The organism is Nitrobacter sp. MLSD-S21 (assembly GCF_058809865.1).
Window position 1 is genome coordinate 719,235 of the sequence record NZ_JBXASZ010000002.1, and the last position, 14,770, is coordinate 734,004.

Below are 14,770 nucleotides of genomic sequence, written 5' to 3' on the forward strand. Positions count from 1 at the left end.
AGAGCTGGAAGCCAGTCATCAATCGGCGCTCTTATTTTGTGGAGGTACCGCCGGCCTGCGAACTCAGATTGCTGGCCTGGTCCATTGTTGCCTTGAAGTAAGCGGTGCTGTCCCCGAGGGTGACCCGCTTCTGGCAAATCGGCATGCAGCTATATGATTCACGCTCCAGGCCCCGATAGACCGTCACCACCTGATCGCTCGGCCCTTCGACCTGAATGATGCGATCGACGAGAATGCTTCCAGCGCGGTCCATCGCAATCACGTTGGTTGCGCCATAACCCTTACCGGTCACGACAACGAGGCCGCCAGGCTGCAGGGTAACGTCGGCAATTAGCGGGTTACCGACCACAATCGTTGCGATATGCCCGGGCAGCCTGACCAGCTTCGCCTGGTCGACATTGACGGAAATCGGCTCACTGGTCACTTCGGCGGGAGCCGCCACCGGACCAAGCAAAATTGCCGCTGCGAGCGACATGCCGATGACCGAAGCAGGCGAAGGGCTGCGCAGGGACTTAAACCACATACTCTACTCCGGAACGCACAGGGACCGAAAAGGACAATGCCAACACTGCCGGCCACGACGTGAAATTTGCCGTTAATTGATGAATGAACTGCAAACGCGTACCAGGGAAACGTGCCGGCGCCTCGCTTTCGGACGGAGGGCGATCTGCAGAAGCCGCCGCCGCGAACATACTCCAGCGCAGTTTCATGTCGAACGCATTTTTATAAATCTCCCTTAAATATAAATTCACTCTGAGACACACATAGCCCCTTATGGCCGTGTTTCTTCAATCGAATTAACTGCGCTGCAATTCTCCCCGCTTACGGTGACGACATGGTCACGGTGCTGAGAACGCCGTTAGGACCAGGTAGTTCGACAGCCACGTGAACACATGGAGCCAGTTATGAAGACCCTTTTTTCGCGTTTTCTGAAGGATGAGTCCGGCGCGACCGCCATCGAATATGGACTGATCGCCGCCGGCATTGCCGTCGCGATCATCACGATGGTCCAGACGGTCGGAACTTCGCTGAACACCGTGTTCACAAACGTGAACACCGAATTGAACAAAAAGTAAGCGAAAGCTTTCCGCTTTTGCGATCGAAAAGGTCCCGGCATGCCGGGACCTTTTCTGTTCCTACTTCCCTTCTTTTTTTCGTGCAGCGATCATGTCGAGACATTCCGTGCCCAAGACGCATTCTTCGCCCTATGATGAGCCAACGAAACGGGCGATCCAAACCATTTGCATGGCACTCACCATCGCCGTCATTGCCATCGCAGCCAGAATTATCGCTGTATGGCCATGACCTTTCTCGTTTCCAGAATGTTCACATCGGACGACTACGATCGGACTCCATAACGGATCCGCCGTAGAGGAAATCGGGACGGGTATTCCATGGCACTCGATGTCGCACGATTGCTGTTATTCCCCGCCTTGATGGCGTTCGCGGCCGCGAGCGATCTGCTGACCATGACGATCTCGAATCGAGTCTCGCTGCTTTTGGTAGCCGGCTTTCTCGTGATGGCCCTCCTGAGCGGCATGGGACTTCACGAGATGCTATCCCATGCGGGAGCGGGGCTGGCGGTTCTCGTTGTAGCCTTCTCCTGTTTTGCGATGGGTTGGATCGGCGGCGGCGACGCCAAGGTGGCCGCCGCGGCCGCCCTCTGGTTCGGCTTCGGGCATACGCTGGAATATCTCGTCTATGCTTCCCTGCTCGGCGGAGTTCTGACGCTATTGCTGCTCCAGTTCCGGCAATGGCCATTGCCGGCATCGCTTTACAGTCAAGACTGGCTACTGCGACTGCATGGCAAGAATACAGGAATTCCGTATGGCATCGCGCTCGCCTTTGCCGCTCTGCTGATTTATCCGGAAACCGACTGGATACGTGCAGTCGATCTGACGCGCTTCGGTTTCCAGTGATCGCGCACAAGCAACATCTCATTAACGCGATTTAGATACGCCTCATTAACCATGCTTTGACGAATAAATGTTCAACTCCCGTGACGGCGACGCAAGCGCCGCGCCGTAACGTGGAAAATCAAGCGCATGAATACCGCCCGCATTGTCGTTCTGACCATCGCAGTCGGCGCTGGCGGCCTCGCCGCCTACCTCGCGAGCGGATCCGACAAGAAACCCGAACCCGCTCAGACGGTACAGCTGCCGACCGTCGACGTCCTGGTTGCGAAGTCGGATATCCCGCTCGGCCAAGCGGTCACCGCAAGCGACGTGGCATGGCAGACCTGGCCAGCGGATAGCGCCAGCAGCAGCTTCATTCGCCGCGACCGACGTCCGGACGCCACCACGCAACTCGAGGGGTCGATCGCCCGCTCGCCCTTCATCGCCGGAGAGCCCATTCGCGAACCCAAGCTCGTCAGCGCAAAGGGATCCGGGTTTATGGCGGCGATCCTGCCAACGGGGATGCGCGCGATTTCGACCGAAATTTCGCCGGAGACAGGCGCTGGCGGCTTCATTCTTCCCAATGACCGCGTCGACGTGATCCTCTCGAGGCGGGAGAAAGACGCCGATCATCCGAGCGGGGATTCCGTCAACTCGGAGACTATTCTCGGCAACGTACGCGTTCTCGCGGTCGATCAGACCATCGAGGAGAAGAACGGACAAAAGGTCGTGGTCGGCAGGACCGCGACGCTCGAATTGAAACCGGAGCAGGCGGAGACGCTGGCGCGGTCGCGCCAGATGGGAACGCTGTCGCTCGCGCTGCGCAGCCTCGCCGACGCCAATGCCCCGGAAAGCGACACCGATGATCGGAGGCGCGACAGCATCAATGTCGTCCGTTACGGCGTTCCGTCTCAAACCACCGTGCAGAGGTAATGAGGACGCCCGTCATGGAATGGACGACAAAACCCACATCAGTACGGGCCTTTGTGTCACGGTCATTCGCCTTCGCGGCAATTGGCGCTTTCACGCTGAACCCGGCGTTGACGCCAGTGTTCGCGAGCGATTACCGCGTGTCCGCCGCAACGGCCGGCGCAAAGATGTCCGCGCAATCTCTCTCGCTCGGTATCGGTAAGTCGGTGGTCGTGGATTTGCCCCGCGACGTGAAGGACGTTCTGGTCGCCGACCCGAAGATCGCAAATGCCGTGGTGAGGTCAGCGCAACGCGCCTACATCATCGGCGCGGCAGTCGGTCAAACCAACATCATATTCTTTGACAGCAGCGGCCAGCAGATTTCGGCTTACGATATCGCGGTCACGCGCGACCTAAACGGCTTGCGCGCCGCGCTCAAGCAGCTTTTGCCGAATGCCGCTATCAAGGTCGATGGCTTGGGTGACGGAGTCATGCTCTCAGGATGGGTGTCGAGCCCGATCGAGGCGCAACAGGCTGGCGATCTCGCCGCACGCCTCGCCGACGGCGCACAAAAAGTCGTCAATAATATCGCCGTACGGGGTCGCGACCAGGTCATGCTCAAGGTCACGGTCGCCGAAGTCGCTCGCACCATCATCAAGCAGATGGGCATCGACCTCACCGCCAACATGAACTACGGCACCGCGGTCGTGAACTTCAGCAATTCGAATCCGTTCACCGCTCTCGGTAGGCCGCTTGTAACTGGAAATGCTCTTAGCGGATCCTCCGGCCTGACAAATCTCCTGCCTGGGCAGGCCGGCTATCCTGGGGTGGTCCCGAGCGTACAGGCTACGCTTCGGGCGATGGAAAGCGCAGGTGTGATCCGGACGCTCGCCGAGCCGAACCTCACCGCGATATCCGGTGAGTCGGCAACGTTCGTCTCGGGAGGCGAGTTTCCCATTCCAGCGGGCTATTCATGCGATCCCGCAACCCGGGTCTGCCTGACGCAGATCAGATTCAAGAAGTTCGGCATCTCGCTGAATTTCACGCCGGTGGTACTGACCGAAGGCCGGATCAGCCTGCGGGTGATGACCGAGGTTTCGGAACTGTCGAGCGAGAACTCGATGACGATAACCCAGACGATCGGCAACTCGCTCACCGTCCCCTCGATAAGAACCCGGCGCGCGGAAACGACACTGGAGATTCCGTCCGGCGGCTCGATGGCCATGGCCGGCCTGATCCAGCAACAGACCAAGCAGGCCATCAACGGCTTGCCCGGTCTCACCCAGCTGCCGGTCCTCGGATCGCTGTTCCGCAGCCGCGACTATGTCAACGGACAGACCGAACTGGTGGTCCTCGTAACTCCCTATGTGGTGCGCGCCGTCGCACAAAAGGATCTGTCGCGGCCCGATGACGGTTTCGCCGACGCATCTGACCCGCAGTCCGACCTCCTGGGAAGCATCAACCGCATCTACGGCGCTCCGGGTCGTGCCGAACCCGCGCGTCCCTATCGCGGCACCTACGGCTTCATCACCGACTGAGGCGGGCAAGGAACGAAACGATGACATCCGCAGATTCCGCCGAACGCCGCAACCTTCGCATGGCCGTCCTCGTCGCCGGCCTCACCGCCGCGCTGGGCGCCTGCACTCATACGGGTCGGGTGGACACCACCGCGAGCATTCCGGACGATTATCGCTTGCGGCATCCTATCGCGATCCAGGAAACCGACCAAACCGTCAATATCTTCGTCGGCAACACACGAGGCGGCCTGACGGCTCCGCAGCGCGCAGATGTCATCGGGCTTGCGAGCGTCTGGCTCCGCGAGGGAACCGGCGCCATTATCGCTGAGGTACCCACGGGCACCAGCAATGCCCGGGCGGCGGCAGATTCATTCAAGGAGGTGCGTTCGCTATTGAACGCAGCCGGGGTGCCGCCGCGCGGAATCATCGTCCGGCAATACCACCCCGCCGATCCGCGCCTGTTCGCAACCATTCGCCTGACCTATCCGCGAATCGGCGCCGTGGCAGGCCCGTGCGGTGTCTGGCCTGACGATCTCGGCCCTTCGATCAAGAACAGGGGCTATCTCGACAACAAGCCTTACTGGAATTTGGGGTGCGCCACTCAGCGCAACCTTGCATCGATGATCGACAATCCATCGGACCTCGTCCAGCCGCGGCCCGAAACCCCGCCCTACACGGCTCGCCGCACCGAAGGTTTCGAAAAGTATCGCAAGGGCATGACCACCGCGACGGACTATCCCGAAGCCGAAAAAGCCAAACTCAGCGACACAGGCAAATGATCAGTTACGCTCGCCAGGACGCAGACTCGACCGCATCCCCTTCGCCGGGCGCGGAGGATCATATTGCACCGGCGCCGCGTGTATCGGTGCAGGTCTTTTGCGAGACGATGGAAACAGCGACGGCCGTTCAAGCCGCCGGCGAGGATCGCCGGCTGGCCAAGGCTCACCTCAAGATCCAGATGGGCGGCATGGCCGCTGCGGTGGAAGCCTATCGGTCGGCGCCGACACCGAACGTCATCATTCTCGAGACCGAAGAGCGCGGCGACATTCTGGCAGCACTCGACCACCTTGCGACCGTGTGCGACGCAGGCACGCGCGTTATCGTGATCGGCCGCGTCAACGACGTGACGCTGTATCGCGAGTTGGTCAAGCGCGGCGTCAGCGATTATGTCATCGCGCCCACCGCTCCCATCGACATCGTACGCTCCGTTTGCGGCTTGTTTTCAGCCCCGGAAGCGAAGGCGGTCGGCCGGGTCATCGCAATTGCCGGTGCCAAAGGCGGCGTCGGCGCCTCGGCGATCGCCCATAATGTCGCCTGGGCTATTGCACGCGATCTGGCGCTCGATTCCGTTGTTGCCGACCTCGACCTCGCTTTCGGTACCGCTGGGCTGGACTTTAATCAGGATCCATCTCAAGGAATCGCCGATGCCGTCTTTTCGCCGGACCGTATCGACACCGCTTTCGTCGATCGCCTGTTGTCGAAATGCACCGATCATCTGAGTCTGCTCGCCGCGCCGGCGACGCTGGACCGCGTCTATGACTTCGGGACGGAAGCATTCGATTCGACCCTTGATACGCTGCGGGCGACGATGCCCTGCATCGTGCTCGATATTCCACATCAATGGTCGGGCTGGACCAGGCGAGCCCTGATCGGAGCAGACGATATCCTCATCGTCGCGACACCTGATCTCGCCAGCCTTCGCAACACAAAAAACCTGTTCGACCTGCTCAAGGCCGCGCGGCCGAACGATCGACCTCCGCTGTATTGCCTCAACCAGGTCGGGGTTCCAAAGCGGCCGGAAATCAACGCCAGTGAATTCGCCAAGGCCATTGAAAGCCAGCCGATCGTCAGCATTCCGTTCGACCCACAGATGTTCGGGTCGGCCGCGAACAACGGCCAGATGATCGCGGAAATCGCGCCGAGCCATCGCACTACCGAAATGTTCCTGCAGATCGCCCAACGCCTCACCGGCCGCGGCGAAGCGAAAAAGCCGAGAAAATCGTTCCTGCCGCCATTCATCGAGAAGTTGCGGGCAAAATAAGTCATTGCGTGGAGTACCGTCGTGTTTGGCAAGCGTAGCGGACCAGAGGATAACGCCCGGAAGCTGGCGGGCCTGACGGAGATCACACCGCCCGCCCCGCTTGCGCAAACGTCCACGGAAATCGCTCCGCCCAAAGTCTCCTCACCGCAGCTCGCGCCAACACGCCCGGCGACCCAAACGCCGACCATCGATACCCGCCGGTCAGACACCTATTACCAGGTCAAGGCCACCATTTTCGGCGCGCTGATCGAGGCCATCGATCTCGCTCAGCTCGCCAAGCTCGACGGCGAATCCGCGCGCGAGGAAATTCGCGACATCGTCAACGAGATCATCGCGATCAAGAATATCGTGATGTCTATTGCCGAGCAGGAAGAACTGCTTGACGACATCTGCAACGACGTTCTCGGTTATGGCCCGCTCGAGCCGCTCCTGTCCCGCGACGATATCGCAGACATCATGGTCAATGGCGCCGGCACGGTCTTCATCGAAGTCGCAGGAAAAATCCAGCGAACCGGAATCCGGTTTCGCGACAACCAGCAACTATTGAACATCTGTCAGCGCATCGTCAGCCAGGTTGGCCGGCGGGTCGACGAATCCTCGCCGATATGCGATGCGCGTCTTGCCGACGGATCCCGCGTCAACGCCATCGTCCCGCCACTCGCGATTGACGGACCCGCGCTGACGATCCGCAAGTTCAAGAAGGACAAGCTGACCCTCGACCATTTGGTGAAGTTCGGCGCCATCACCCAGGAAGGCAGCACGATCCTTCAAATCATCGGTCGGTGCCGTGCCAATGTGCTGATCTCGGGTGGCACCGGCTCCGGCAAGACCACGCTGCTAAACTGCCTCACCAACTATATCGACCACGACGAACGCATCATCACCTGCGAGGACGCGGCCGAGCTTCAGTTGCAGCAACCGCACGTCGTTCGGCTCGAAACCCGCCCGCCGAACATCGAGGGCGAGGGTCAGGTCATGATGCGCGACCTGGTCCGCAACTGCCTGCGCATGCGCCCCGAACGCATCATCGTCGGCGAGGTTCGCGGACCGGAAGCGTTTGACCTGCTACAGGCAATGAACACAGGCCATGACGGCTCGATGGGCACGCTGCACGCGAACAATCCGCGCGAAGCGCTATCTCGCTGCGAGTCGATGATCACAATGGGCGGCTTTGCGCTGCCTTCGCGTACAATCCGCGAGATGATCTGCGCCTCGATCGATATCATCATCCAGGCCGCACGGCTGCGCGACGGCTCGCGACGCATCACTCACATTACCGAGTTGATGGGGATGGAGGGCGAAACCATCATCACCCAGGATATCTTCGTTTACGACCTGCTTGGCGAGGATGCCAACGGCAACGTGATCGGCCGGCACCGTTCGACGGGAATCGGCCGGCCGCGATTTTGGGAACGCGCGCGGTACTATAACGAGGAGAAGCGGCTCGCAGCCGCGCTCGATGCGTCGGAAGTCAAGGTCGAGATCTGAGGACGCGCGCTCATGAACTTGCAAATACTGGCCTTGGCATTCATGGCTGCAACCGCAGTGGGCGGCGTCGCATGGGTTTTCCTGTATCCGACGTTGTCGGGCGAGGTGAAGGCGGAAAAGCGCCGGGCCGCGTTCGCGCGAACCAGTCCGGATATCCGACAAGTCGATAGAACCCAGCGCTCGCGCCGCGAGCAGATCGAGGGATCGCTACGGGAAATCGAGCAACGCCAGAAACGCGACAGAAAAGTCACCCTCAACCATCGCATCACACAGGCGGGCCTGTCATGGTCGAAGGAGAAGTTTCTGATCGCTTCCGGCATTTTCGCCCTGATCTGTTTCGCCGTTCCAATGATTTGGGGAGCCGGACCGATCGCGGCGGTCGGTCTGGCATTCGCGGCAGGCTTTGGTGTGCCGCGCTGGCTCCTCGGATTTCTCAAGAAACGTCGGGAGACTGCGTTTCTGCGGGCTCTTCCCGATGCGGTGGACGTGATCGTCCGCGGCATCAAGGCCGGCTTGCCGCTGTTTGAATCGCTCAAGGTCGTCGCCGCCGACTCGCCGGAGCCGTTAAAAAGCGAATTCCGGGCCATCATCGAAACACAGGCGATCGGCATGCCACTCGGCGAGGCCTGTTCGCGATTGTTCGAACGCATGCCGGTGCCGGAAGCGAACTTTTTCGGGATCGTGATCTCGATCCAGCAGAAATCCGGCGGCAATCTGTCGGAAGCACTCGGCAACCTGTCCAAGGTGCTGCGCGACCGCAAGAAGATGGCCGAGAAAATCCAGGCCATGTCGATGGAGGCCAAGGCGTCCGCCGCGATCATCGGCTCGCTGCCTCCGATCGTCATGCTGCTGGTCTATCTATCCACGCCTGACTACATCGCGATGCTGTGGACCCATCCCACCGGGCGGCTGATGCTGGCCGGCTCCGTGCTGTGGATGTCGGCCGGCATCTACGTGATGAAGAAAATGATCAATTTCGATTTCTGACGGTGCAACATGCTCGAGTTCCTGATCGAGAAATTCCACGACCCGCGGTTCATGACGATGGTCCTCGCCGCCATCGCCGCCAGCGCGACCGTCTATACGCTGGTCACGCCTTTTCTTGCGACGGATGGCTTTACCAAGCGGATGAAGGCCGTCGCCAGCGAGCGCGAGCGCATTCGGCAGCGGGAGCGCGAGCGGCTCGCGAAATCCGAAAAGGTCTCTCTTCGTCAAGCACCGAAGCAGTTCGTTTCGAAGATCGTGGACGATCTCAATCTTGGGAAGTGGGTGGCTCAGGAGGCCGCACGCGAAAAACTCGTCATGGCGGGATATCGCGGTCAGGCTCCTTACGTCACCTTTCTATTCTTCCGCATGGTCACCCCGATCGTGATGCTGATCGGAGCGATCACCTACGTTTTTCTGATATCGCACACGCAGCAATCCACCCCTATCAAGATCGGCATCTGCATCGGCGCCGCGTTTTTGGGCTTGCAGGCGCCAATGTTGTTTCTGAAAAACGCCATTACCAAGCGTCAGCTCTCGATCAAGCGAGCCTTCCCGGACTCGCTCGATCTGCTGCTGATCTGCATTGAATCCGGCATGTCCATCGAAGTCGCGTTCCGCAAGGTCAGCACGGAGATCGGCAACCAGTCGGTCGCGCTGGCGGAAGAATTTACTCTGACCACAGCAGAACTGTCGTACCTTCAGGATCGCAAGATCGCCTACGAAAATCTGGCGAACCGCACCGGTGTCGAAGGAGTTAAATCGGTGTGTCTCGCGCTCCAGCAGTCAGAACGATACGGCACCCCGCTCGCGCAAAGCCTTCGCGTAATGGCGCAGGAAAATCGTGATATGCGCATGACCGAGGCCGAGAAGAAGGCCGCCGCTCTGCCGCCCAAGCTGACGGTCCCGATGATCGTGTTCTTCCTGCCCGTTCTGTTCGTGGTCATTCTCGGACCGAGCGGCATCAAGATCGCAGCGCAAATGCACTGAGGCTTTGCAAAACGGCGGTTTAAGAGACCGGCCCGTCCGACCGCGGATAACTTTCCGCCCGTGATCTGCGGGAGTCTTGCCTGACCGCATCAGCCGCACCGACCCGCGCGTTGGCGCCGCGCCCGAGCATCTGCTTCAGATAGGCCACGTTCGCCGCTGCTTCATCGACGGGCAGATCGGCCTTCACGATACCCTCGGCTTCGTCGAACCGGCCCTGCAATCCGACGACCAGCGCCAGGTTCTGCCGGATCCGGCCATCGACCGGAGCGCCGGCGTAAGCACGACGCAAGGTCTCCTCTGCTTTTGGCAACTCCTTGGTCAGGACATACGACATTCCGAGATTGGACAGCACCGAGGGCTCGTCGGGCACGATTCTGAGCGCGCTCGCGTAATAGCGGCGCGCATCCTCGTGACGACCGAGCTTGTCGAGCGTCGTCCCCTGGACGGAAAGAATCCGCCAGTCCGGATTCGCCGGCGTGTGCGCCCGGCCGAGAACATCGAAGGCTTGCTGCGACTGCCCGTTGTCCGCCAATGCCCGGCCCCAGCTGGCAAGCACCAACTTGTTTCCAGGATTGAGGATCGCGGCGCGTTCCAACACCGCGGCCGCCTGAGCGCGCTGCCCGATGGCGCGCAATGCCGCTCCATATTTCAAGGCCGCGTCGACATCCTTGGGGTTGGCACGAAACTTCTCGCCATAAAGTTCGGCCGCTTGATGAGGATCGGTTTCGGAATTTGTCGCGGATTTCGTGCCTAGCGAGCCGGTGACATCACGCATGCCCGCAGTCTGACAGCCGGCAAGACCGGACGCCAGCATTGTCGTTACGGTAGCGGATGCGAGAAGCCTAGCAAGGCACGACTGCTGACGCATGGCACTTTCACTCGCAATTGCGGCTGATCGAAAGTTGGGCCACTTCAGCAATAGACTGTTAACCCTAACGTCTGGTTAACTACTCCGACTGGCGCCAGCGTCGCTTCCGGTTTAACTCTCCCTCTTCTAACGGAATGAGATCACCCACCATGAATCCCGCGTTTGCGACTTCGTCAGCCGAGGCAGCTATTCCGATCATTTTTGTGTCGAAGGCAGCTTGGCAAGCGGCTGACGCAACGCCCGACGGTCCTGCTCGCCGTTTTGCCGAGGCGAGCGGCTTTCTGGCCAAGTCGGGACAGTACCTCGCGCTACCCGCGGCGAACGGCGACATCTCACACATTCTCTTCGGTCTTGGCGAGGAATCAGACCAAACGCGCGATCCCTTTCTCGCTGGCAAGCTGCCGGGTCTGTTGCCGCCCGGCACCTACCGCTTTGCCAATGCGCCGCGCGATATCCATCTCGCAACACTGGCCTTCGCGCTCGGCAACTATCGCTTCGATCGCTATCGCAAGGCCGACGCACCCAAAGCGCGTCTGGTGCCGCCCGAGGGCGTCGACATCGCGGCCATCTCGCGGATGGGGGAAGCGGCATCACTTGCCCGCGACCTGATCAATACGCCCGCCAACGACATGGGACCCGAAGAACTTGCGGCAGCGGCTCAACATCTCGCCCAGCGTTTCGGCGGGGAATTCAGTTGCATCGTCGGCGACGATCTGAAGCAGCGGAATTTTCCGCTGATCCATGCGGTCGGCATGGCCTCGCCGCGCGCGCCGCGCCTGATCGATATTGCCTGGGGCGATCCCACGCACCCGAAGGTCACGCTGGTCGGCAAGGGCGTCTGCTTCGATACCGGTGGCGTCGATCTCAAACCCGCCAGCGGCATGCAGATCATGAAGAAGGACATGGGCGGCGCCGCCAATGTGCTCGCTTTGGCGCTGATGGTGATGGATGCGAAGCTGAAAGTCAGGTTGCGCGTGCTGATCCCGGCCGTTGAGAACGCCGTGGCCGGGAACGCATTCCGGCCGCTCGACATCTTTCCGTCGCGTAAGGGACCGACGGTGGAAATCGGCAACACCGATGCCGAAGGCCGACTGGTCCTTGCCGACGCGCTGGCGCTGGCCGACGAAGAAGCACCTGAGCTACTGATCGATCTCGGAACGCTCACCGGCGCGGCCCGCGTGGCGCTGGGGCCGGACGTACCGCCGTTCTATACAAACGACGACGCATTGGCGCTCGACATCGCGCGCTGCGCGCAGACCGAGAACGATCCGCTGTGGCGGATGCCGCTGTGGCCGGCCTACGGTACTTGGCTCGATTCCAAGGTCGCCGACATCAATAATGCGCCGTCGGGCGGCTTTGCCGGATCGATCGTATGCGCGCTGTTTCTGCAACGCTTTGTCGAGGCGGCGACGAGCTGGCTTCACGTCGACATCTACGGCTGGACGCCGTCGGCCAAACCGGCGCGTCCGGAAGGTGGCGAATGCCAGGCCGCGCGCGCGATCTACAGACTGCTGAGCGAACGCTATGGATGATCCGCGTCTCACACCGGCCCGGCCGGAGGTCGCCGCCCGCTATCTCGAGGGCAAGATCAATGCGGCGCGCTTCACCGACGGCGAGGAACACGAAGTTGTCGAAGCGGTAGCTCCCCTACAGCGCGAGCCTGCGCCGGATGCAATGCTCGAGACCCAGGCGCTGCGCGGCGAGCGCGTCATGATCTACGACCACAGTGCCGAAGGCTGGGCCTGGGGCCAGTTGGAAGGCGACGGCTATGTCGGCTGGCTCCCGGACCGCGCGCTTGCAAGGCCCGGCGCAGCACCGACGCACAAGGTCGTTGCCTTGCGGACGTTTGCGTTTCCCGGACCGTCGATCAAACTGCCGCCGGTTGAGACGCTAGCGATCGGCGCCAGACTAACCGTCCAGCGTCATGACGGCGATTTTGCCGTTGCCAATGGTCATCTCTACATACCCGCCATCCATATCGCGCCGCTCGATCATATTGTGGCGGATTTCGTCGCGGTCGCCGAAATGTTCGTCGGAACGCCGTATCTGTGGGGTGGCAAGACCAGCCTCGGCATCGATTGCTCTGGCCTCGTGCAGGTCGCGCTCAACGCATCCGGCATCGCATGTCCGCGCGACAGCGATATGCAGGAGCAAGCCATGGGTCGCACGTTGTCTTCGACGGAATCGCAAGAGCTGCGGCGCGGTGATCTGATGTTCTGGAAAGGACACGTCGCCATCATCCGCGACGCAACCACGCTCGTCCACGCCAACGCCTATCACATGGCAACGGCGATCGAGACAATCGAAGTGGCGCTCGCCCGCATCCAGACGGGAGGCAGCACCGTCACCTGTGTCAAGCGGCTGGATTGATTATAGCGTTTTCGAGCGACGAGGATCCAAAGCCCCGCTTCTGATTCCATCAGAAGCGCGAAGGCTCTAGTCTGCGTTCGATTCCCCCGACGCAGTCTCCAGCCGGAAGGCGGCGGCGAACAGCGCGCGCGTGTAATCTGATTTCGGACTCTTGAACAGCTCCGACGCCGGCCCTTCCTCGACGACCTTGCCGTGCCGCATCACGATGAGATGACTGGCAAGGGAAGCGACCACGCGCAGATCGTGGGAGATGAACATGTAGGTCAGGTCGCGCTTGCGCTGAAGCTCTCGCAAGAGATCGACCATCTGCGCCTGAAACAGCATGTCGAGTGCGCTGGTCGGTTCGTCGAGCACGACGAAATTCGGCTCCAGCACCACGGCGCGCGCGATACTGATACGCTGGCGCTGGCCGCCAGAAAATTCGTGCGGATAGCGGAAGCGCGTCGCAGGATCGAGCCCGACATCTTTCAGAGCCTTGACCACCCGTGTCTCGCGCTCGGCGTCCGTCAGTGCACGCTGATGCACGCTCAAGCCCTCGGCCACGATATCGCCGACCGACATCCGCGGACTTAACGCTCCGAACGGATCCTGAAAAACGATCTGCATATCGCGACGGAACGGCCGCATCTCCTTGAAGCGCAAACCCTGGATATTTTTGCCGAGGAACACGATCGGGCCGTCCGACGAGATCAGCCGCAACAGCGCCAGTCCGAGTGTGGTCTTGCCGGACCCGGATTCGCCGACGACACCGAGCGTTTCGCCCTTGCGCACCTTCAGCGTCACACCGTCCACCGCCTTGATGTGGCCGACCGTCCTGCGTAACAGACCGCGGCGGACTGGAAACCAGACCTTGAGTTCGTCGGCCGCGATCACGACGGGCGATTCCGGCCGCGGCGGCGCCGGGTCGGGCTTCGGCTCCGCGGCCAGCAGTTCGCGCGTGTAGGGATGCCGCGGCGACTCAAAAACCTCCTCGACCGGTCCCTTCTCGACGATCTTGCCGCCGTTCATGACGCAGACGCGATCGGCGATGCGGCGGACGATGCCGAGATCGTGCGTGATGAAGAGAAGGCTCATACCGAGCCGGGCGCGGATATCCGCCAACAGGGCCAGGATCTGCGCCTGCACCGTAACATCGAGCGCGGTGGTCGGCTCGTCCGCGATCAGAAGGTCGGGTTCGTTGGCAAGCGCCATCGCGATCATCACGCGCTGACGTTGGCCGCCGGACAACTGATGCGGATAGCTGGCAAGGCGGGTTTCCGGATCAAGAATGCCGACCTGGCCCAGCAGTTCCAGCGTCCGCTTCCGCGCCGCCGCGCCGCGAATTCCACCGTGCAGCAGCAATATCTCGCCGATCTGCGCCTCGATGGTGTGCAGCGGATTGAGCGAGGTCATCGGCTCCTGAAAGATAATCGAGATGTCGTTGCCGCGAACGCTCCTGATTTCGCGCTCGGACAGGCTGAGCAGCTCGCGTCCGTTAAAGCGGATGTTCCCGGAGGGATGCGATGCGGCCGGATAAGGCAACAGCTTCAGGACCGAGAGCGCGCTGACAGACTTTCCAGAACCGGACTCGCCGACCAATGCCACGCACTCGCCGCGCTTGATCTCGAATGAAATGCGATCAACGGCAATCGACGGTCCGCCGGCATGGTGAAATGCAACGGACAGGTCGCAAACGTCGAGCAGCGGCTGATCGATGGTGTCCATCCGG

The 14,770-nt window shown here is 61.0% G+C and carries 14 protein-coding genes; 11 read left to right on the top strand and 3 right to left on the bottom strand.

What is annotated here, in order from left to right; all coding sequences use genetic code 11:
* Positions 1-31 precede the first annotated feature (31 nt).
* Positions 32-523, bottom strand: coding sequence for a pilus assembly protein N-terminal domain-containing protein (locus tag AC1RT6_RS09300; protein ID WP_079445363.1), 492 nt, complete (start codon positions 521-523; stop codon positions 32-34).
* Between the two features lie 382 nt (positions 524-905).
* On the opposite strand from AC1RT6_RS09300, the gene AC1RT6_RS09305 reads away from it, so the two are divergent.
* The 9 genes from AC1RT6_RS09305 to AC1RT6_RS09345 all read left to right on the top strand — a co-directional run bounded on the left by AC1RT6_RS09305 (position 906) and on the right by AC1RT6_RS09345 (position 9,824).
* A complete protein-coding gene (locus AC1RT6_RS09305) occupies positions 906-1,076 on the top strand; it encodes a Flp family type IVb pilin (RefSeq protein ID WP_079445362.1) in 171 nt (56 codons plus the stop codon).
* A gap of 318 nt (positions 1,077-1,394) precedes the next feature.
* Positions 1,395-1,919 carry an A24 family peptidase gene (locus tag AC1RT6_RS09310; protein WP_079445361.1) on the top strand — a complete coding sequence of 175 codons (525 nt, stop codon included), beginning with the start codon at positions 1,395-1,397 and terminating at the stop codon, positions 1,917-1,919.
* Between the two features lie 126 nt (positions 1,920-2,045).
* Positions 2,046-2,828 (top strand): Flp pilus assembly protein CpaB, encoded by a 783-nt coding sequence (gene cpaB, locus AC1RT6_RS09315; protein WP_079445360.1) that lies wholly within the window; start codon positions 2,046-2,048, stop codon positions 2,826-2,828.
* A gap of 14 nt (positions 2,829-2,842) precedes the next feature.
* Positions 2,843-4,342, top strand: a complete 1,500-nt coding sequence (locus tag AC1RT6_RS09320; protein ID WP_173815874.1) for a type II and III secretion system protein family protein — start codon at positions 2,843-2,845, stop codon at positions 4,340-4,342.
* Between the two features lie 20 nt (positions 4,343-4,362).
* Positions 4,363-5,100, top strand: coding sequence for a CpaD family pilus assembly protein (locus tag AC1RT6_RS09325; RefSeq protein WP_079445358.1), 738 nt, complete (start codon positions 4,363-4,365; stop codon positions 5,098-5,100).
* Entirely contained in the window at positions 5,097-6,362 is a 1,266-nt protein-coding gene (locus AC1RT6_RS09330) for a CpaE/TadZ family protein (RefSeq protein ID WP_079445357.1), read from the top strand. Before AC1RT6_RS09325 ends, AC1RT6_RS09330 begins: the two co-directional genes overlap by 4 nt.
* 81 nt (positions 6,363-6,443) lie before the next feature.
* The gene (locus tag AC1RT6_RS09335) at positions 6,444-7,850 is read left to right on the top strand and encodes a TadA family conjugal transfer-associated ATPase (protein WP_374708850.1); all 1,407 of its coding nucleotides are present in this window, start codon (positions 6,444-6,446) and stop codon (positions 7,848-7,850) included.
* A 12-nt stretch (positions 7,851-7,862) separates the two neighbouring features.
* Positions 7,863-8,837, top strand: coding sequence for a type II secretion system F family protein (locus AC1RT6_RS09340; RefSeq protein WP_079445356.1), 975 nt, complete (start codon positions 7,863-7,865; stop codon positions 8,835-8,837).
* A gap of 9 nt (positions 8,838-8,846) precedes the next feature.
* Positions 8,847-9,824 carry a type II secretion system F family protein gene (locus AC1RT6_RS09345; protein WP_079445355.1) on the top strand — a complete coding sequence of 326 codons (978 nt, stop codon included), beginning with the start codon at positions 8,847-8,849 and terminating at the stop codon, positions 9,822-9,824.
* A 19-nt stretch (positions 9,825-9,843) separates the two neighbouring features.
* On the opposite strand, the gene AC1RT6_RS09350 is transcribed toward AC1RT6_RS09345, so the two are convergent.
* A complete protein-coding gene (locus AC1RT6_RS09350) occupies positions 9,844-10,692 on the bottom strand; it encodes a tetratricopeptide repeat protein (RefSeq protein WP_079445354.1) in 849 nt (282 codons plus the stop codon).
* Between the two features lie 149 nt (positions 10,693-10,841).
* On the opposite strand from AC1RT6_RS09350, the gene AC1RT6_RS09355 reads away from it, so the two are divergent.
* Positions 10,842-12,224, top strand: a complete 1,383-nt coding sequence (locus AC1RT6_RS09355) for a leucyl aminopeptidase family protein (protein WP_079445353.1) — start codon at positions 10,842-10,844, stop codon at positions 12,222-12,224.
* Positions 12,217-13,062, top strand: coding sequence for a C40 family peptidase (locus tag AC1RT6_RS09360; protein WP_472791172.1), 846 nt, complete (start codon positions 12,217-12,219; stop codon positions 13,060-13,062). Before AC1RT6_RS09355 ends, AC1RT6_RS09360 begins: the two co-directional genes overlap by 8 nt.
* 66 nt (positions 13,063-13,128) lie before the next feature.
* Here the strand turns inward: AC1RT6_RS09360 and AC1RT6_RS09365 are convergent, their stop codons facing one another.
* Entirely contained in the window at positions 13,129-14,766 is a 1,638-nt protein-coding gene (locus AC1RT6_RS09365; RefSeq protein WP_079445351.1) for an ABC transporter ATP-binding protein, read from the bottom strand.
* Positions 14,767-14,770: the final 4 nt, after the last annotated feature.

Excerpts from the sequence above, each read along its gene's own strand:
- AC1RT6_RS09345 (WP_079445355.1), top strand. The coding sequence starts at position 8,847 with ATGCTCGAGTTCCTGATCGAGAAATTCCACGACCCGCGGTTCATGACG.
- AC1RT6_RS09355 (WP_079445353.1), top strand. The coding sequence starts at position 10,842 with ATGAATCCCGCGTTTGCGACTTCGTCAGCCGAGGCAGCTATTCCGATC.
- AC1RT6_RS09350 (WP_079445354.1), bottom strand. The coding sequence starts at position 10,692 with ATGCGTCAGCAGTCGTGCCTTGCTAGGCTTCTCGCATCCGCTACCGTA.
- AC1RT6_RS09300 (WP_079445363.1), bottom strand. The coding sequence starts at position 523 with ATGTGGTTTAAGTCCCTGCGCAGCCCTTCGCCTGCTTCGGTCATCGGC.
- cpaB (WP_079445360.1), top strand. The coding sequence starts at position 2,046 with ATGAATACCGCCCGCATTGTCGTTCTGACCATCGCAGTCGGCGCTGGC.
- AC1RT6_RS09360 (WP_472791172.1), top strand. The coding sequence starts at position 12,217 with ATGGATGATCCGCGTCTCACACCGGCCCGGCCGGAGGTCGCCGCCCGC.
- AC1RT6_RS09330 (WP_079445357.1), top strand. The coding sequence starts at position 5,097 with ATGATCAGTTACGCTCGCCAGGACGCAGACTCGACCGCATCCCCTTCG.
- AC1RT6_RS09325 (WP_079445358.1), top strand. The coding sequence starts at position 4,363 with ATGACATCCGCAGATTCCGCCGAACGCCGCAACCTTCGCATGGCCGTC.
- AC1RT6_RS09365 (WP_079445351.1), bottom strand. The coding sequence starts at position 14,766 with ATGGACACCATCGATCAGCCGCTGCTCGACGTTTGCGACCTGTCCGTT.
- AC1RT6_RS09305 (WP_079445362.1), top strand. The coding sequence starts at position 906 with ATGAAGACCCTTTTTTCGCGTTTTCTGAAGGATGAGTCCGGCGCGACC.
- AC1RT6_RS09340 (WP_079445356.1), top strand. The coding sequence starts at position 7,863 with ATGAACTTGCAAATACTGGCCTTGGCATTCATGGCTGCAACCGCAGTG.
- AC1RT6_RS09320 (WP_173815874.1), top strand. The coding sequence starts at position 2,843 with ATGGAATGGACGACAAAACCCACATCAGTACGGGCCTTTGTGTCACGG.
- AC1RT6_RS09310 (WP_079445361.1), top strand. The coding sequence starts at position 1,395 with ATGGCACTCGATGTCGCACGATTGCTGTTATTCCCCGCCTTGATGGCG.